General features: G+C 54.0%; 18 protein-coding genes. 2 read left to right on the forward strand and 16 right to left on the reverse strand.

What is annotated here, in order from left to right; genetic code table 11:
* Positions 1-18 precede the first annotated feature (18 nt).
* The 6 genes from SIB80_RS02095 to rnhA form a co-directional block, all read right to left on the reverse strand.
* Positions 19-2,349: a type II secretion system protein GspD gene (locus SIB80_RS02095; protein WP_063420625.1), complete on the reverse strand. Its 2,331-nt coding sequence runs from the start codon at positions 2,347-2,349 to the stop codon at positions 19-21.
* A gap of 76 nt (positions 2,350-2,425) precedes the next feature.
* Positions 2,426-3,181 (reverse strand): hypothetical protein, encoded by a 756-nt coding sequence (locus tag SIB80_RS02100; RefSeq protein WP_063420624.1) that lies wholly within the window; start codon positions 3,179-3,181, stop codon positions 2,426-2,428.
* The gene (locus SIB80_RS02105; RefSeq protein WP_063420854.1) at positions 3,178-3,876 is read right to left on the reverse strand and encodes a PilN domain-containing protein; all 699 of its coding nucleotides are present in this window, start codon (positions 3,874-3,876) and stop codon (positions 3,178-3,180) included. The genes SIB80_RS02100 and SIB80_RS02105 overlap by 4 nt, the downstream gene beginning before the upstream one ends.
* The gene (locus SIB80_RS02110) at positions 3,876-4,874 is read right to left on the reverse strand and encodes a hypothetical protein (protein WP_063420853.1); all 999 of its coding nucleotides are present in this window, start codon (positions 4,872-4,874) and stop codon (positions 3,876-3,878) included. Before SIB80_RS02110 ends, SIB80_RS02105 begins: the two co-directional genes overlap by 1 nt.
* Before the next feature lie 38 nt (positions 4,875-4,912).
* Entirely contained in the window at positions 4,913-6,091 is a 1,179-nt protein-coding gene (locus tag SIB80_RS02115) for a quinone-dependent dihydroorotate dehydrogenase (RefSeq protein WP_063420623.1), read from the reverse strand.
* Between the two features lie 11 nt (positions 6,092-6,102).
* The gene (gene rnhA, locus SIB80_RS02120; RefSeq protein ID WP_063420622.1) at positions 6,103-6,876 is read right to left on the reverse strand and encodes a ribonuclease HI; all 774 of its coding nucleotides are present in this window, start codon (positions 6,874-6,876) and stop codon (positions 6,103-6,105) included.
* A gap of 61 nt (positions 6,877-6,937) precedes the next feature.
* On the opposite strand from rnhA, the gene SIB80_RS02125 reads away from it, so the two are divergent.
* Entirely contained in the window at positions 6,938-7,675 is a 738-nt protein-coding gene (locus SIB80_RS02125; RefSeq protein WP_063420621.1) for a DUF3747 domain-containing protein, read from the forward strand.
* Positions 7,676-7,954: 279 nt separating this feature from the next.
* Here SIB80_RS02125 and rplL read toward each other — a convergent pair whose 3' ends face one another.
* The 8 genes from rplL to gloA form a co-directional block, all read right to left on the reverse strand.
* Positions 7,955-8,347, reverse strand: coding sequence for a 50S ribosomal protein L7/L12 (gene rplL / locus SIB80_RS02130; protein WP_063420620.1), 393 nt, complete (start codon positions 8,345-8,347; stop codon positions 7,955-7,957).
* Positions 8,348-8,396: 49 nt separating this feature from the next.
* The gene (gene rplJ, locus SIB80_RS02135) at positions 8,397-8,924 is read right to left on the reverse strand and encodes a 50S ribosomal protein L10 (RefSeq protein ID WP_011131454.1); all 528 of its coding nucleotides are present in this window, start codon (positions 8,922-8,924) and stop codon (positions 8,397-8,399) included.
* Between the two features lie 236 nt (positions 8,925-9,160).
* The gene (gene rplA, locus SIB80_RS02140) at positions 9,161-9,868 is read right to left on the reverse strand and encodes a 50S ribosomal protein L1 (protein WP_063404632.1); all 708 of its coding nucleotides are present in this window, start codon (positions 9,866-9,868) and stop codon (positions 9,161-9,163) included.
* Between the two features lie 85 nt (positions 9,869-9,953).
* Positions 9,954-10,379, reverse strand: coding sequence for a 50S ribosomal protein L11 (gene rplK, locus SIB80_RS02145; protein ID WP_011131452.1), 426 nt, complete (start codon positions 10,377-10,379; stop codon positions 9,954-9,956).
* Positions 10,380-10,488: 109 nt separating this feature from the next.
* On the reverse strand, positions 10,489-11,160 hold the full coding sequence (gene nusG, locus SIB80_RS02150) for a transcription termination/antitermination protein NusG (RefSeq protein WP_011131451.1): 672 nt from the start codon (positions 11,158-11,160) through the stop codon (positions 10,489-10,491).
* 69 nt (positions 11,161-11,229) lie between these two features.
* Positions 11,230-11,502: a preprotein translocase subunit SecE gene (secE, locus tag SIB80_RS02155; protein ID WP_011131450.1), complete on the reverse strand. Its 273-nt coding sequence runs from the start codon at positions 11,500-11,502 to the stop codon at positions 11,230-11,232.
* Positions 11,503-11,575: 73 nt separating this feature from the next.
* Entirely contained in the window at positions 11,576-14,356 is a 2,781-nt protein-coding gene (locus SIB80_RS02160; RefSeq protein ID WP_063420619.1) for an ATP-dependent Clp protease ATP-binding subunit, read from the reverse strand.
* Positions 14,357-14,361: 5 nt separating this feature from the next.
* A complete protein-coding gene (gene gloA, locus SIB80_RS02165; protein WP_011827346.1) occupies positions 14,362-14,763 on the reverse strand; it encodes a lactoylglutathione lyase in 402 nt (133 codons plus the stop codon).
* A 145-nt stretch (positions 14,764-14,908) separates the two neighbouring features.
* On the opposite strand from gloA, the gene eno reads away from it, so the two are divergent.
* Positions 14,909-16,204, forward strand: a complete 1,296-nt coding sequence (eno, locus tag SIB80_RS02170) for a phosphopyruvate hydratase (RefSeq protein WP_063420618.1) — start codon at positions 14,909-14,911, stop codon at positions 16,202-16,204.
* 44 nt (positions 16,205-16,248) lie between these two features.
* Here eno and SIB80_RS02175 read toward each other — a convergent pair whose 3' ends face one another.
* Positions 16,249-17,928, reverse strand: coding sequence for an ABC1 kinase family protein (locus SIB80_RS02175; protein WP_063420617.1), 1,680 nt, complete (start codon positions 17,926-17,928; stop codon positions 16,249-16,251).
* Positions 17,928-18,242: a hypothetical protein gene (locus SIB80_RS02180; RefSeq protein WP_063420616.1), complete on the reverse strand. Its 315-nt coding sequence runs from the start codon at positions 18,240-18,242 to the stop codon at positions 17,928-17,930. Before SIB80_RS02180 ends, SIB80_RS02175 begins: the two co-directional genes overlap by 1 nt.
* Positions 18,243-18,335: the final 93 nt, after the last annotated feature.

Genomic DNA, 18,335 nt, shown 5'->3' on the forward strand with positions numbered 1-18,335 from the left:
ACTATTGATTGTGTTGAACTACTGGGAATAAATTAAATTGCGTGTTGCTTTAGTAGAAGGTTGATAGCCATAGCCGTAAGTTCCCCCTCGCTCGTCATTAATAATACGAGGCGTAACCATGATCACGAGTTCACTCTTGCTCTTTTTCCCACTGGTCTGCCTAAAGAACTGGCCAATCACAGGAATATCTCCAAGAATTGGCCATTTTCTAACCACCTGAATATCAGCATCACTGATCACACCTGTAAGTATCAGAGTTTGTCCATCGCGAACGCGGACAGCACCAGTTTCCAGAATCCGCTCATTTACAGTTGTAATGCTTCCGCATTGACCCTGCTGAACTGGTTCGCCAACCACAGCCGAAAGATTGGGTTCTAGTGTAAAGGTGACGAAGCCATTGTCATCAATCTTGCTGACCATTGCACCAAGAGATAAGCCGGCAGTCTCAAATGTTGGTTCGCAAAAGATGTTGCCATTTTCATCTGATGTGACACTAAATGCAGTGACAACTTTATCGCCAAGACGTACATATGCTTCATTGGCATTGTCTCGACCGATCTCTCCAGGAATACTCTCTGAACTCTCGGATAGTATTAACGTGGGTGAAGCCATAATCTTAGTATTAGACGATACAATTTGCGCTCTCAGGAAGTCATAAAAAACTTGATCCTGATAATTAGAGGCGGGATTTGGAGTGCTTGCTCCTGCAGCTAACGATGTCGAGGTGTTGGATGACGAGGCTGTATCAATGTCGTACAGAGTTGGGCCAGCACCACCATTAGTAATGACGGCACCAGAGGCATCGAACTGCATGCCCTCCGCCTTGATAGGGAGGCCTGCCTCATCAAACTTTATTCGCCCAGTAGATTCACCTGTTGGTGTCAGCTCGTAAACATATCCATAATTATAGCCTGTAGTATTGGTTGTGCTTACCTCACTTTCAGTCTCTACTGTTGTAGAGCTAAAAGTCTCTTTATTGGCAGGCATGTTGCTCCCGAATGCTGCCAATAATTCGCCATTATCGTTGACAATTAAATTATCGCCAAACCGAATTGAAAAGCTATTTTCCATTTCGCTATCATTGTCTAAATTAACATCTAATATCTTCACTGATAAGGCCACTTGTCTAGAACGCAGATCGATCTGCTTGAGATAGCTCTCCGCCACAGCAACCAATTGCGAATCCCCTACCAATGTGATTGTTTGCAAGCGAGAATCAGTTGTACCTGTAAGACCCCTGAGAGGGCCAGCTGATGCTCCGTAAGTTTCAATACTCGTCGTCTTAGAAGACGTTTGTGAAACCTGATTGCTGAGCTGAGATGTGCCTGCGGATGATGCGTTGCCAGATGTAATGCTGACGATATTCACCTTGCTGATCGCAGCTCCGAGGCTGGCCAAGTAGTCAGCTGCAGAAGCAGCACTTGCTTGATTCAACCGATACACCTTCGAAACCTGAGGACCAAATGTTTTGCTCGCAACGGCATTGCCAACAAGCAACGTGCGGCCATCAAGCTTGCCCTGTAACCCTGATGCCAACAGCACCCCATTGAGGGCACGGGCATAGCTCTCATTTTGAAAAGCCATCGACACCTTCTTATTCCCACCATTGACTGGCGCATCTGCTGATGTGTCCACTCCAGTCGTGTTTCCACTTTCGGAATCATCCCCTACAAAAATGAATCCATAGCCTCCCAATTGAGCAAGAGACATCAAGGCATCTTTCGCAGGAGCATTGTTCAAGGTCAGAGTCACTGAAGGACCACTCACCTGCACAAAACTGCGGTTACTCAGCACCATGGTGCCCACAGCCATATCTCCTAGTGGAGGCGCTACAGCACGTTGTCGCAAAGGCGGTACATAAGACGCCTGAGGGACCCGCCCTGGTGTGCGTAGATCCAATCGTCCAGTTTGCGTAGCCTGAGCCGTCAATCCAGGAAAGCTAAGGATCAAATTGCGGCCGTCGGCACTAACCAATGGTTCCAGCAACGGCCTGCCGGCCACCCCTTCAACATTTAATTGATAGCTCTCGCCTGATCCTGCAAGGCTCACAGATTGCAGCCCCAGTTGCGGCATCGACACTTGCTGTGGACCACGGCGCAGTCCAGGCTTGCCCTGGGTAGTCAATCGACCTTCCCAGTTTTGACCACTCTGTCGCTGCTGCACAACGGGCTGCGGGCCCACACCTTCAATGATGACTTCAACGCTGTCTTGCGAGCGTCGCAACTTCAGCTCCATCGTTCCCTGCTTCTGTGCCTTAACCGGAGCTGGCAGCATCAAGCCACCGCTGATAGACGCGCCATACAAACCAAGAGCTGCAAGCAAAGGAACCAGTCGCTGGGAACGAGACATACGGCGACCCAGGGTCGATCTGGCACACAATCTTCACGGATGGTATCGATCGATTTCCTTGCCAGCTAGGGGCGCTTCAGGCTTCAGGAGGGAATCCTTCCTCAGAATCAAGAAGCCTTCGCTTGCCTTGCTTGGTAGGAACGGATGTTTTGTCATAGAAGGTTAGTTTCAGCTTGAGCTGCGTGAGTGCTACTCCTGTTATGACGTCATCTTCTGGCCTCTGCTTAGGGTCGAGTGCTGTGAGCTCAAGATCACTGGGTTGGACCACGAGCTGCAAAGCTTCTATTCCTCTAAGAAAGCCCTGCAGGGCGATAAAAGGTCCACGGGCCTGAAGGAGCACGGCTGTTTTCTCGTAACCCCGTCCTGCTAGTGGGTTTTCAGGGCTGATCTCCTCGCCATCTGGATTCGACTTCGTTCCGGGAGGCTCTTGGCTGGTAGTTGCCGATGGTGACGGGGCGACTAACACAGGTTCATAGAGCTCCAGAACCACCCCTGCCGTCATGGCTTCACGGCTCAATTGAGCCAAAAAGGTTTGAATTTTGTTCTTACCTGCCACCAGATTCAGCAACACATCTTGCTGTTGTTGAACCTTTGCTAGCTGTTCAGTGGCTGTGTTCAACTGGCCAGGCAGCAACGGTAATGAGGCCTCTTGGTTGAGCAGTTGTTCCAGGCGTTGCTGCTGGTCTTCCAAGCGAACCAAGCTAGGCGATACAACCGTGAAGACCAACGAGCAAGCCACCATGCCGCCTACCACGAGCGGCACTCCCACCAAGACACGCTCACGTGAGAGTTTGCGTTGCCAGCTCGGTCGCTCTTGGCTGAGATTGGTCATGGTGCTACGCCCTGCTCCTCAAGCAGCCGATAGCGCTCTACCAAACCGCTTGCACCCAACTCACTCAACTCCTGCAGAGAAGGCTTCGCCTTGGGATCCAAAGTCACATCGACGCTGAATTGCACGAATTCCCCATCCTCATCAGCCCCCTCCCTCACCACTTTCAAAACCTTCACCCCATCAGGTTTCACCATCGGCAGTGCTGCAAGTTGCAGAACCAATGCATTGATGCGTTCAAAGGGCCCCGGAGAACCACCGCCCAAGGATTGACCGACAATTTTGATCTGCTGAGTTCTTACCGCAACCTCCTTTAGCTGTATGCCTTGAGGCGTCAGCCGGCGCAATTGTTCCATCAGTGCAGAGCTGGCTCGAACCGCGACCAACTGTTCAGCGATCTGGGTGTTTTCCTTACGTATGACTGCTGTACGTGCCTTTAGCTGCTGCAGTTGCGTCTGATCCAGCCGCAATCGTTGTTCCAGTGGCTGCAAGCGATCAAGCTCAACCTGTTGCTGACTTTCTTGCCAGGCCAACCAAGCGGCCACTGCTCCAACAGCAAGCACCAGCAGAGCCCCGAGCCCCATGCCCTTGCCAAGCAAGGATCGCACCTGAGGCACAAGAGCAGGCTGAACGTTCAGACCCAGCTCTTGGCGACGCTCTTGCAACAGATTCAACTCAGCCCTAGTCAATGGAGCCATCAGCATTGCTCCCAGGCGCCCGCTAGGGCTAAACAAGCCAAAGCTGCGCAGTCACCCTGCCAGAAATCAGGCTCTGGACCTTCAAGGGCGGGTTGCTCTTCACCAACTACCCAAAGCTTTTGCTTGCTTAGGCACTCACCTTGACCTTGAGACTCCAACGCTAAACAAAGTTGTTGTTGATCAACAGCAGCGGCTGTAACCCACCATGCCAAAGGGGGCGACGCCCCTTCGCTGCGTAAACGCCAAGCCTGCAACACTTCATCAAGCTCCTGCAAAAGATCCTGCGTCAGTTCGCCACCATCAAAAGAAGCCGAAAGACCATGGTCGAGCTCAGGCAAACCGCTGCGTAATAGCACCAAGCGCCAGTGCCCATGATGCTTCAACAACCAAGCTAGATCTCCTTCAAAGTGTTGGCTGGCCACACGTACAGCTCGCCAGGCAGCTGTCAGCATCCACTCAAGGCTGAGTAGCGGCAGATCCGCCGCCTCGACGACATCAATCCAGGCATGCACCATCAACCGATCAGTCGCAACGGCTAAAGACAGCGGCGTTGGAGTCGACAAAGATCCAGCAAGCTGCACTGATGAAACAGCTAAATAAGACTCCGATAAGGACAATGGCCAATGCAGCTCAGGGTTTAGTTCTCGCAGGGCCTTTGCCTGATCCACCTCTGGTTCACCATCGGGCCAGCAGAGCAAGCGCCATTGACAGGTCTCCATCGGCAACAACATCTCCAGCTGGCCTCCGAGAAGACCGATATCCAGAAGTAGGTCCCCTAACAACTCACCCAAAGCTTGACGCTGGGTCGGCATTCCTGCACGACAAAGGCCCTGAGGCAGGGGTACATGTCGAAGAGTCAATCTCTCCCCCTGTTTCCAGAGCATCACGAGAGCAGACTCATCAACAACAAGCAGCACCCGTTGTTTCAAAAGCCAACGCTCCGCCATGGCCTGCAACTGTTCCAGCTGCGGAAAACGTTCGCGTAGACCAGCCAACACCAAGGAAAGGCAACCCCGCTCTGGACGAAGGGTATCGGCTACTGCCAGGGCACGCCGCTCCCGACAGCCTCCGACACATGCCGGAAGCCATGGCGGTCAAGCTGGCCGATCAGCCCATCCAAAATATTCGGTACCAAATCTGGACCCTTAAAGATCCAACCGGTGTAAAGCTGCACAAGTGAAGCTCCTGCACTGATTCGCTCCCATGCAGCCTCTGGCGAGTCGATGCCTCCCACGCCGATCAAGGGCAACGCCGGACCTGCAGTGGCCCGCAGCCGACGCAGCACCTCCAAGGCCCGTTGACGCAGAGGCGCTCCACTGAGCCCACCAGCTTCCTCCGCGAGGGTGCGACCCGTTTTTGGAAGGACCCGCCCGTCGAGGCCGAACCTGTCGAGGCTGGTATTGACAGCAATGACACCTGCCAAACCCTCCTCATAAGCCAAGCGAGCCAGGCCATCAATGGCATCATCCTCGAGATCCGGAGCGATCTTCACCAGTAGTGGCGGGCATCCTTGCAAGCGTCGCAATCGCTCCACCAGACGCCTTAACTGGTTGGCATCCTGGAGATCACGCAAGCCGGGTGTATTAGGCGAGCTGACATTGATCACGGCGTAATCCGCCAATGGTGCCAGCAACTCAAGCGACAAGGCGTAGTCGTCTGGGGCCTGCTCCAATGGCGTGATCCTGGATTTGCCCAAGTTGAGACCCAGCACAGCTGGACGCTGGCCAGGTGAAGGCAAAGCCTGTTTCTCCAAAGTGCGACGCATCACCTCAGCACCGTTGTTATTGAAACCCATCCGGTTCAAAGCGGCCTGCTCAGCAGCAAGGCGAAAGAGTCGGGGCCGAGGGTTACCGGTCTGCCCATGCCAAGTCACAGTGCCGAGTTCGGCGAATCCAAATCCAAAGCGATCCCAGATACTGGCCGCCACTCCGTTTTTGTCAAAGCCAGCCGCCAGTCCAACAGGATTACGAAACCGGCAGCCGAACAACACTTGCTCAAGCCGCAGATCATGGCGTTGCAAATCCAAGGCAATAGCTGCCAAGACAGTTGATACGCCTGGCCAATCTCTACGTAGGGACGTCTGGCTAAGGGCACTCAATGCTGCTTGAGTCAACTGTTCCGGATCTAAGCCCTGATCATTCGCGAGTATTGGTCCCAGCCAACGGCGATACAACCCACCGGTGGAGTACACCTTTGCAGGTGATGGCTCAGCCATCCTGGGCCTCCTCAGATCTGATCCGATCCTGCCGTGCAGCGGCGCAACCGCCAGCGGTTTTCCCCCATAGGCTCCAATAGCCAATCGCGCCAACGCCAGGGGGCAGTCTTACTCGCAAGCTGTTCGATTGGTTGCTCCACCAACTGGGCCAACTCAACCAGGCTGAGGCCATAGCCACGCATAGCGAAACGATCAGCCAGCTCCAGTCTTGTGAGCAGCAGCCGCAAATCAGAAGGGGCATCATCTTCGCCATCACCAGCTTCTTTGATCGGCTCAACAAGACCGAGTGCAATAGAGGCTGACCCCTGTCCAGATATCAACGCTGGAGCACCACCTCCTTTAGAAAAGCTCACTGCGATTTGGTCAACCCTTTCATTGTCTGGGTCACCGCTGTGACCTTTTACATAAGCCAGGGGCACATCATCCAAACGAGCACGGTCTAGAGCTCGCCAGAGATCTTGATTCAGCACAGGCTTGCCAGCTGCCGTACGCCAACCCTTACGTTTCCATCCCGCCATCCATTTGCTCAAACCATCAATTAAATATTTGCTGTCGGTACGGATCTTTAAATCGGGGTGACAAGGAAGCTCTTTTAGCTGCTCCAGCACATGAAGGGCCGCCTGAAGTTCCATGCGGTTGTTGGTCGTGGCCGGCGCATAGCCTCCGAACTCCTCCACGCTCCCATCCTCAAAGCGCAGCAGTGCCCCCCAGCCCCCAGGGCCAGGATTTCCACTACAAGCCCCATCAGTGGCAGCAGCCACAACCCGTCCACGACCATCAGCCATTTGAGAAGTCTGTTGTTGTTTGGTACAACACGGTTCGCTTGGTCCTTAGTAATTAGACGCTATGTCGCGAACCTACCCCGAGCTCCTCATGGCATGGAGAAAGCCAGGCAACAGGCTGTTGGTTTTAGGTCTTGGTTTCTTCACTTTGCTGACGACCTTGCCAGCAATCTCCAAAACGATTTTCAACAGTCAGCCTCTCAACCAAGAACGCTTGGTCGTACTGGCTCAGGCAGTGGGAGGAAATCGCTGGAAACTGCTCGTACTCGAACAAATCAAGCCCCTGCCACTGTGCTGGGAAACCCGTCCAGACGGATTGGTCAACCCAACCCTTAATAACTTTAACTTTGCAGGAATCTGCAATCGTTACTTAGACAGCAACGGCTATTCCTTGCGAAGTAGCGGCGAAGACGTTGCTCACAGCTTTCGGCTGCGCATCAAACAAAGCCGAGACCATCTGGAACTAAAAGCTCTCGATCCTGCGCGGTCGGTTCCAATTACCGTTGCCAGCGCAATACTTCCCCAACGCAATCGTGATGCGTTTGTGAAATTAAACCTGGAACCCGGTTGGAAGCTGGAGCGTCGCATATACCAAGGACGCAAACTCAGCCATGTCTACTTTGCTCATCCAGATCCTGTGAACCTCTTAATTGCCAAAGCATCAGCTCATCAAGGACCTTCCGTCTTCAATCAACTAGGAGCTTCCAAGGCACCACTCCCTCCTCCAATTTCAATAGCCAACAACAGCGTCATCTATGGCAAGGGCCCGATTAGACTCGTGGTGATTCCTTATCGTCCCTGACGCAGGCCACTGCAGAGAGGACAGTTGAAGTAGCGCCCCTTAATGCTAGTAACTCTAAAGATTGCCACATATCATTAACATTGTGAGGGGTGCTAATCAACAGTTCAGGGTCGAAACAAGGAAAGACTCCTGAATCTGTCCCTCCTAAAAATCCCTGCCTTAGGCGGGGATTTTTTTTGCATATTTGCCACGCAAAAAAAAACCGGCCCCGAAGGACCGGTTAAGAGTTAAAAAAAGGGATGCATAGCAACCAAGCTGAAGGCCGCTATCCGCTGGCAATCACTTGAGGCTGACCTTACCGCCAACCTCTTCGATGGCCTTTTTGAGAGCCTCAGCATCATTCTTAGCAATGCCTTCCTTGATGGTCTTAGGAGCTGCTTCGACCATGGCTTTAGCGTCGCCCAGGCCGAGGCCGGTGGCTTCACGAACGGCCTTAAGGACCTTGATCTTGGCTGAAGCGTCGAAACTCTCAAGCACAACATCAAATTCGGTTTGTTCTTCGGCAGCTTCAGCAGCAGCACCACCACCAGCACCACCAGCAGCCATCACAACGCCTGCAGAAGCAGCGGCAGAGACGCCAAAAGCATCCTCAATCTGCTTAACCAGCTCAGACGCCTCAAGCAAAGAAAGGGTTTTTAGCGAGTCAAGAATGTCGTCGGTTTTTTTAGACATGGTTTGGATTAAGCAACAGATCAGGGAGAAACAGTCGAATCGAAGACGTTCAGCTCTCGCCACTCTCGGCGTGCTGATGAAGAGCCCGGGCAAGGCCGGAAGGAACCTCGTTGATACCCACAGCAACCTTGGTAGCCAAGGCATTGAGGGAACCTGCGATCTGCGCCATCAGAACCTCCTTGGTCGGAAGATCACCAATAGCCTTGATCTCACCCTGTGAGAGGAGCTTGCCTTCGAAAAGACCACCCTTCGTCTCGGATTTTTTAGTGTCCTTCTGAAAAGCCTGTACGGCCTTAACAGCACCACCAACATCGCCCTTGATCAGAACGAAGGCGTTGGTACCAGTCAGTAAGGATTCGAGATTCGACCAGGCACCATTCCCATTAATGGCGTGGCGCATCAAGGTGTTTTTGGTCACCTTGCACACCCCGTTGCTGGCCTGCAAACGCGTGCGCAGATCAGACATTTCCTTAATGGAGAGGCCCTGATAATCCAGGACCAGTGCCATTTCGGCCTCGCCGAGAAGCCCCTTGAGCTCTTCGACAATCTGTTGCTTGCTCTCCAGAGTGCGGCCCATAGGAATTGGATCGGATCGGGTGAACAAGCTAGGCACGCACTCGCCAAGTGCTCAAAAAAGAGCAGAGGCCGCGTGTCGATCCAATCCCAACAGGGAAAAACCTTCGCATCTACCTCGACAGGACTTAAACAACCTCAAATGATGCATGAAGCATCACTGCAAGATGGCAACCTGTTGTCTTTGGCCGGGGGCGTGCCCGTTGGCTTTCGCCAAGGGGCAACTCTACAGCAACAAGGTCAAGCGTCTTCTTCGAGGTCCTGAAGAGCAGTTACGTCCACTTCCACTGAAGGACCCATGGTGGAGGTGATGTACAGACTCTTCCAATAGCGACCCTTGGCACCACTTGGCTTATTGCGATCGATGGTCTCCTGCAAGGTCTTCAGATTCTCGAGCAGGGCGTCTGCGGAAAAACTTGCCTTGCCGAAACGCACATGCACGATGCCAGCACGATCAGCCCTGAATTCCAGCTTGCCGGCCTTGAACTCCTTGATCGCAGCTGCTAAATCCGTGGTTACTGTTCCAGCCTTAGGGTTTGGCATTAGGCCACGGGGACCTAGGACTCTGCCCAGCTTGGCCACCTTGGGCATCATGTCAGGGGTAGCGATCAAAAGATCGAAATCCATCTGGCCTTTGCCGATGCTTTCCACCAAATCATCATCCCCAGCCAACTCAGCCCCAGCTGTCTTTGCTTCAGCTAATTTCTCACCCCTGCTGATTACAGCGATGCGCACGCTCTGGCCCGTACCTTGAGGCAGAGCAACAGTGGTTCGCAACTGTTGATCGGTGTATTTGGGATCAATCCCAAGGCGCACGTGGGCTTCGATGGTTTCGTCGAACTTTGCTGTTGCGTTCTCTTTGACGAGCTGAATGGCCTCAATAGGCTGATAAACACGGTCTTCAACTTTGGCGAGAAGACCAGTAATACGTTTAGACAGTTTTGGCATGGCAGATGTGGGGTGCAGGCGACACAACGTGTCTCCCCCGAAAATGGTGAATAGATGAATCTTGAAGATGGACGCTACATCAGTGTCAGTCGCTGATGGAAACGCCCATGTTTCGAGCAGTACCTTCAATGATGCGCATGGCCGACTCAATACTGGTGCAATTGAGATCAGGCAGCTTGGTCTTGGCGATCTCTTCAAGCTGAGAACGGCTTAGGGAGCCGACCTTGCCATGGGCGGACTCACCAGAACCTTTTTCGATCCCGGCAGCCTTCGTGATCAGCACTGATGCTGGGGGAGTCTTGGTAATGAATGTGAAACTACGGTCTTCAAAAACCGAGATCTCTACCGGAATCACTAATCCGGCCTTGTCCTGCGTGCGAGCGTTGTACTCCTTGCAAAACGCCATGATGTTGACTCCATGCTGGCCAAGGGCAGGACCCACAGGCGGAGCAGGATTAGCTTTGCCAGCCTGAAGGGCCAGCTTGATCACAGATACAACTTTCTTGGCCATGGACGAGCGGGATTGAACGATTGCGGATGACCTGGCCCTTGGGACAAGTGCGGCAAGATGGTGGCCCACCTCTTTGGCCGCCCTCCGCAGGGAGACGGCCGCCGTTAGCTCAATTCTGTTTATTGATTTGAGAAAACTCGAGTTCCACAGGTGTTTCCCTGCCAAAGATTGAGAGAAGAGCTTTCAGCTTGCTGCGCTCTCCAGAGACTTCGATAACCTCCCCCTGGAAGTCTTTGAAAGGACCCGAAGTCACAAGGATCTGATCGCCCTCAGCGAGATCGACCTTGACGAGTGTCTTTTTCTCAGCAGCACGCTTGAAGATGCGATCCACCTCCTGACGACTGAGTGGTCGGGGTTTGATGTGACCACGAGCTTTCCCTGTGGCGCGGCGGTCCTCAGCTCCCACGAAGTTGATCACGTTGGGGGTGCTGCGCACCGCCATCATTGTGTCTTCATCAAGAACCATTCGTACCAGCACGTACCCCGGAAAGACTTTCTCCTCAGTGGACTGACGACTGCCATCCTTTTTCAATTTCACCGCTGGGGTCTGGGGAATTTCGATCTCCAGAATCCTGTTGCTCACACCAAGGGTGACGGCCCGCTGCTCAAGAGTTGCCTTCACCTTCTTCTCACAGCTCGAGGCCACCTGAATGGCATACCAGCGGGCTACGGTTGTTCTGGCTGCAGGAGTTGGGGCCTTGGTACCCTCCTCTCCATCATTAGGAGCCGGCAGTTCCAGAACCTCAGATGGTTCTTGTGGTGTGAGCTCGAGTTCTGACACTTGCGCTGATAAGAAGCTAATGGTTTGAGAAAGACGGTTGAGGCAAGACAGCAAAACCGCCCTACACAATCAAACGAAAATCTGGGACGACGCCCAGCTATAAAACCGACTCACGGCAGCGATGAATGCAGCCGAGAGACTGACCATCAGGATCACGGCGATGGATTCGCTGAACAGCTGCTGGCGACTGGGCCATACCACCAGGCTCAACTCCTCATATGTTGCTGCAAGAAACCCACTCTGACGGGTCGGTTCTGCCTCAGGAGAATCGCTGGAGTCTGTGGTGTCCTCGGCAGGAGATTCGCTGGAGTCTGTGGTGTCCTCGGAAATAGGGCTGGTCACGGAGCTTAGGCCGGTGGCTATCGCCGGTGCTGAAGCACACGCCGGCAAACAAACACTTTACCGGATACCTGTTTCAATCCTCAGGAAGGAACTGAAATGGTTCGGAGGCCTGAGCACCAGGTATCACGCGCACGGCGCGGGCACCGCTGAAACGCTCTTCCAGCAATTCCGTGGCCAACGGGTTCTCAACCCGACGACGCAGTACACGCCGTAAAGGGCGAGCGCCATATTCCGGCTCATAACCTTGCAAAGCCAAAGCCTCAACCGCGTCTGCCTCCACACGCAATTCAAGACCTTGCTCAGCAAGCAGGCTGGAGAGATCGGCCAATTGCAGCTGCACAATTCGCTGAAGGTCATCAGCCTTGAGCGGCCGAAAACGTATTACCTCATCGATGCGATTCAAAAATTCAGGCCGAAATTGCTTATTGAGGGCCTGATCAACCTTTTGAGCCAGGCTCTGATCAAGACAATCCCCATCTGTCCCCTCCTGCTGCGCCAAGCGAGACGCATCAAGGATGGCGCGACTAGCCAAGTTGCTAGTCATCACAACCACGGTGTGACGGAAGTCCACGGTGCGGCCCTGCGAGTCAGTGAGACGGCCATCGTCCAGAACCTGCAGGAGCACATTGAACACATCAGGATGAGCCTTCTCAATTTCATCAAGAAGTAACACCGCATAAGGACGGCGACACACTGCTTCGGTGAGCTGTCCACCCTCCTCATAGCCGACATAGCCGGGAGGAGCCCCTAAAAGACGCGCCACGGCATTGCGTTCCATGAATTCACTCATATCGAGTCGCACCAGCGCCTCTTCCTCATCGAACAAGGAGGCCGCAAGAGCTTTTGCCAGTTCTGTCTTGCCCACGCCAGTGGGTCCAAGAAACAAAAACGAACCAACAGGACGGCGCGGATCCTTCATGCCCGCTCGAGCTCGACGAATCGCTGCCGCCACCGCCTGAACCGCTTCGGGCTGACCAATCACCCGCTCGCCTAGATGGGCTTCAAGATCTAGCAACTTTTGCCGTTCAGCCGCCAGCAACCGCTGAACAGGAATGCCAGTCCAGCGTGCAACGACATCGGCAATGTCTTCAGCCTCCACTTGCTCGCGTAGGAGCGCCGAACCAGATGCCTGGGCAACAGCCAACGTTTCTTCAAGGTCGGCCCGCCGTTGCTGAACCCTATGCAATTGGTCGTATTGAAGACGTGCAGCCGCCTCTAGATCACCGAGTCGCTCTGCTTCAGCAATGGCATTGCGGAGATCCTCGTCTTGTTGCAACAAATCCCGCAACTCGGCCAGATGATCCCGTTCGATCTGCCAGCGCTCTCGTAAATCTGTGAGCTGAGACGCCGCAGCAATTCGAGCAGCCTGTAACTGCACCCGTTCAACCTCCGGTGCCTGCTCAGCCGCCAGCAAAGCAAGCTCGACACGACGCAGTTCTGCCTCCGCCTCTTCAACCACCTGAGGCTTCGAGGTGACATCCATCTTGAGCTGGGCTGCAGCCTCATCGATGAGATCGATGGCCTTATCAGGTAAGCAGCGGTCACTGATGTAGCGATCAGCCAAGCGATTTGCAGCAGTCACCGCACCATCGGTGATCGTGACGCCGTGGTGAAGTTCGTAGCGCTCTTTCAGGCCTCGCAAGATTTCAACGCTCAATTCAAGACTCGGCTCCTTGATTAAAACCTGCTGAAAACGCCGATTGAGTGCCTGATCCTTCTCCACTGTGCGGCGATAGTTCTCAGGGGTCGTGGCCCCAATACAGCGGAGGTCTCCCCTTGCTAAAGCCGGCTTGAGCAAACTTCCAGCATCCGCACTGGAACGATCGCTGCTCACCACCGTGTGCAGTTCATCGATGAACAACACCACACCTGCATCTGGATCGCTCACCTCTTTCAACACAGACCGAAGCCGTTCCTCAAATTGACCACGAAACTTGGCCCCAGCAATCAGTGCACCAAGATCAAGGGAGATCAAGCGCAAACCCTTCAGGGAATCAGGAACCTCCCCAGCAACAATGCGTTGAGCCAACAGCTCGGCGATGGCCGTTTTACCAACACCAGGAGCTCCAATCAACACCGGATTGTTCTTGCCGCGACGGGATAAAACCTTGATCAAACGGCGAATCTCTGGATCTCTACCGATCACAGGATCTAGCTTCCCTGCCTGAGCTGCAGCGGTAAGGTCACGACCATAGGCCTCAAGAGCCTGAGGTTCTTGCTGGAGTTGCAATGGAGTTGGCTCACCAGCAGCGATGGCAGGCTCTTGGATAATCGGTGGGGTAGCAGAGGAGAGAGGTCTCGTTTGTGAGGCCACCGCTGCAGGTGGCGCAGTATCGGGCGCAGGAGGAGAAGGCGGCGTTGATGTACGCAACTGGCGCCTGCCTTTGGGCAAGCGTCTCAACTCCGCTTCCAAGCGTTCACTGGGCAGTCCTAACTCTTCAAATAGCTCGGATCCAATGCGCGGATCGCGCCCCAACGCAATCAGCAAATGAGACACATCAATCAGCCGAGATCCCCAGCGAACTCTGGAACGGTCTGCTTCTTCAAGGAGGTCTTCAAGGTCATCACCGATGAACAACTCATCACCTCGAGCCATAGGCTGCTCGGCCAAAAAACCTTCCAAGCGATCCAGCAGCGCAGTTGAATCAATGGGCAGAGCCAACACCCAATCGCTGTAACGCCGATCACTGAAAAGCACCTGGATCAAGTGCTCCACATCCAGCTGACCATGTCGCCAACGGCGGGCGACATCCTGACCGACAAGCAACAAATCCCAAGCTTCATCACTGAATCGATCAGGATCACTTGTGAGACTTCCCTGGGCGGAAGCGGCTTGGCTGGTCTCAGGATGCATAGGGTTCAGCTCGCGGCCTCACGAGAGGCCAGTTGAATCAGCTCCACCTTGTAGCCATCGGGATCTTCCACAAAGGCAATCACGGTGCTGCCATGTTGCATAGGCCCGGGTTCTCGCACCACACGCCCCCCTCGCTTTGAGATGGCCAAGCAGGTGGATTGAATATCCTCCACGCCCAAGGCGATATGGCCATAGCCCTCTCCCAACTCGTAGTGATCTTGGTCCCAGTTGTGTGTGAGCTCCAGCACAGTGGTGTCACTCTCCTCGCCATAACCGACAAACGCCAAGGTGAAGCGACCTGAGGGGTAGTCCTTTCGCCGCAACAGCTGCATGCCTAGAACCTCGGTGTAGAAGCGCAGAGAACGATCCAAATCCCCCACCCTCAGCATCGTGTGCAACATCCGCATCTCGAGCGATCCTGACCTTTAAGACTCAGTTCATTCTGCGTCGTTCTACGACTGACAACAGCCTCAGCATCAGTAAAAGGGCTAGGCGGTGCACAGTCCGCGGGATGGCAAACCATAGGATCCACGCAACTTCAATTCGTCACAGGTGATCGATTCCCTCGACCTCGTCATTGACACCATCGTGGCCAGAGAGGTTCTGGACTCCCGCGGCAACCCCACAGTTGAAGCAGAAGTGTTGCTCGAAGCAGGTGCCATCGGTCGGGCCATCGTGCCCAGCGGAGCAAGCACCGGTGCCCATGAAGCGCATGAATTAAGAGATGGCGACAGCCGCTACATGGGCAAAGGGGTGACTAAGGCTGTGAACCATATCGAGGATCGGATTGCCCCAGCGCTCTGTGGGATCTCCTCCCTAGATCAGGCCAGTGTTGATGGCACCATGCAAGAGCTTGATGGCAGCGACAACAAATCAAGCCTGGGCGCAAACGCGATCCTGGCCGTGAGCATGGCCACTGCCCGCGCGGCCGCCAATGGCTTGGGTTTGCCCCTCTACCGCTACCTGGGTGGCCCCATGGCCTCATTGCTGCCCGTACCGCTGATGAATGTGATCAACGGTGGTGCGCATGCTGCTAACAATCTCGATTTTCAGGAATTCATGCTGGTGCCCCATGGAGCAAGCACCTTCCGAGAATCGCTTCGCATGGGCGCAGAAGTATTCCATACACTCAAGGGCCTGCTCAGTGCTCAGGGGCTCTCAACGGCAGTTGGAGATGAAGGCGGCTTTGCGCCCAACCTGACCAACAATGATGCAGCAGGAGATCTGCTCATTCAAGCAATCGAAAAAGCAGGCTATTCGCCTGGTAAGGATATTTCCTTGGCACTAGATGTAGCCAGCACAGAGTTCTATAAAGACGGCTGCTATGCCTTCGGGGGTGGGAGTTACACCAGCACCGAAATGGTCAATGAGCTCGAAAAACTTGTTGATCGCTACCCAATCATTTCGATCGAAGATGGACTAGCAGAAGATGATTGGCAAGGTTGGGCTCTACTCACAAAAAAATTGGGGAAGCGTATCCAACTGATAGGTGACGATATTTTTGTAACTAGTACTAAGCGCCTACAACAGGGAATTGATCAAAACGTAGCCAATTCCATCTTGATTAAAGTGAATCAGATCGGCTCGCTAACCGAAACGCTTCAGGCCATTGATCTTGCTGGGCGCTCTGGTTACACCAGCGTGATCAGCCACCGCAGCGGCGAAACAGAAGACACCACAATTGCAGATCTTGCCGTTGCTACCCGTGCTGGGCAGATCAAAACGGGCTCCCTAAGTCGCAGTGAACGGGTAGCGAAATACAACCAACTGCTGCGAATCGAAGACGAACTCGGTAGTCAAGCGCTCTATGCCGGTGCCACAGGACAAGGGCCACGGGGCCGAAGCTAAGCACAGGCCTCAAAGGGTTGGACAGGGATCACTTTGGAAGACTTTCAGCGACTCTGACTCGACACATGATCCATGCGCGACTCACGTCCCAGCTTGATCTGCAATCTGAACCACCCGAAGCCAACCGGGAGAGCCGCGATCAACGGCAAGACAGCCCAAATCGGCCGACTACTTGCCCCCAAAAGAGCAGCTGCAATGCCTAGAGAGCCCAATAACACCGATTGACCAAGGGCCTTCTGAACGCTGATCATGCGCCGCAACTGTCGATCGGATTCACCCATCCGGATCTGCAATTGCAGATCTCCTTGTTCCAGTCGTTCAAGGCTTTCGTCCAGACGCCTTGGCAAGGCTGCCGCCCGGCTGCCAATAGCACCGACCTGACGTCCGAGCTCATTGAGCAAATCGTTTGGACCAGAACCGCTTGAAGTCATCAGTGGCAGTAAATATGGCTTGGCTATAGCCATCAAACTAAAGCCTGAGTCGAGGCTTCGCCCCACACCTTCAAAGGTGGAGAGAGCACGCATCACAAAAATCAGCTCAACTGGCAGCCGAAAGGGTTGGCCATAAACCAACTCGTACAGATCACCGGAAAGTTTCTCGATCACATTGGCGCTGAAGGGGGGCGTCAAAGCGTCTTGAAACATCACTCGCACCAACCGCCGCACAGGCCCAACGTCGATGCCATAAGCAATCAAACCCGCAGCCTGCAACTCCTCAACCAGGGCTGCCGCATCTCTAGCCGCCGCCGCACGAATCATCGAACCGAGCCGACGTCGTAAAGAATCGGAGAGCAGCCCCATCATGCCGAAGTCGTAGTAAATGAGAGCTCCATCAGGGGCCACGGCAAGGTTGCCTGGATGGGGATCGGCATGAAAAAAACCGAATCGCACGAGCTGCTGCAGATAACTGGCGGCTCCAAGCTCCGCTACGGCCGAGGGGTCAATGCCGGCCTTCAATAAAGCATCAAGATCATTCACCTTGATGCCTGGCAAATAATCGAGACAAAGAACACGCCGGGTGCTGAGCTCCCAGACCACTGCAGGCACGCGAATACGAGAATCATCAAGAAACTGTTGACGAAACCGAGCTGCGTACTGAGCCTCCACACGAAAGTCGAGCTCCCTTAACAAGACCCGCCGGCATTCCTGAGCAATCCCTACCCAGTCGCGTCCACGTCCCCATTTGGGGTGACGTTGCAGTACAGCAGCGACCTGCTGCATGATTTGCAAATCCAGGCGAAACAATCGCTCCAGGCGAGGCCGTTGAATCTTCAGGACAACTTGCCGACCGCTGCGCAGACTGGCGCGATGAACCTGAGCTAGGGAGGCGGCTGCAAGGGGCTGATCATCAAGATCAATGATCTCTGCACAGCGGTCCCCCAATTCCTGCTCCAGCAGAATTTGAGCTTGCTCAAAACTAAATGCAGGGACCTTGTCCTGAAGATCAGCCAGTTCAGATACCCATTGAACTGGCAAAACATCAGGACGTGCCGAGAGCAACTGGCCAAGCTTGATAAAAGCGGAACCAAGTTGGAGCAATTCTGTAGTGAGCCAACGAGCTCGAATCGTTTGGCGGGCCTGCCGCCGCTCACTGGTACAACCACCTGGATAAGTCCATTGACGGGCATCCCACCAAACAAAGATGATTAACGTCAAAACTGCACGCCAAATACGTAGCGCACGCAGCCCACGCCGAATCGCTACCAGCAGGGAGGGACAAGCCATTACTGGTTGATCTCAACTTGGCGATTGAGGTCTGCCACCTTTGCCCTAAGACGATCGATCTGATCCTGAGCCTGTTCTTGATTAGAAACTGGCGATGAGGTTGACTTTGTCTCACTGACCTCGCCAGATTCCTGCTCCAGACGATCGGCCTCTGCAATCACCTCTTGCTGAAAAAGATCCCATTCCTTGCTAAAGCGCTCTGGAGCATCCTTCGCCAGCACGGCCAAGCCAGCAGCAGCGTCAGCAAGCCCATGACCCAATCGTGCTGCTAAGCGGTTCAAGGTCGCTCTGAGTAGGGAATCAGGAGAACTCATGACCACAGCACGGATGTCTGAAACTGTGGCAGATCCAACTCGCAATCAAAGTACTGAAGGAGCGTTGGGAGGCCTTGTCAAAGTATTAGGTGG

It is taken from the genome of Prochlorococcus sp. MIT 1327 (genome assembly GCF_047304785.1).
GTDB lineage: Bacteria > Cyanobacteriota > Cyanobacteriia > PCC-6307 > Cyanobiaceae > Prochlorococcus > Prochlorococcus marinus_D.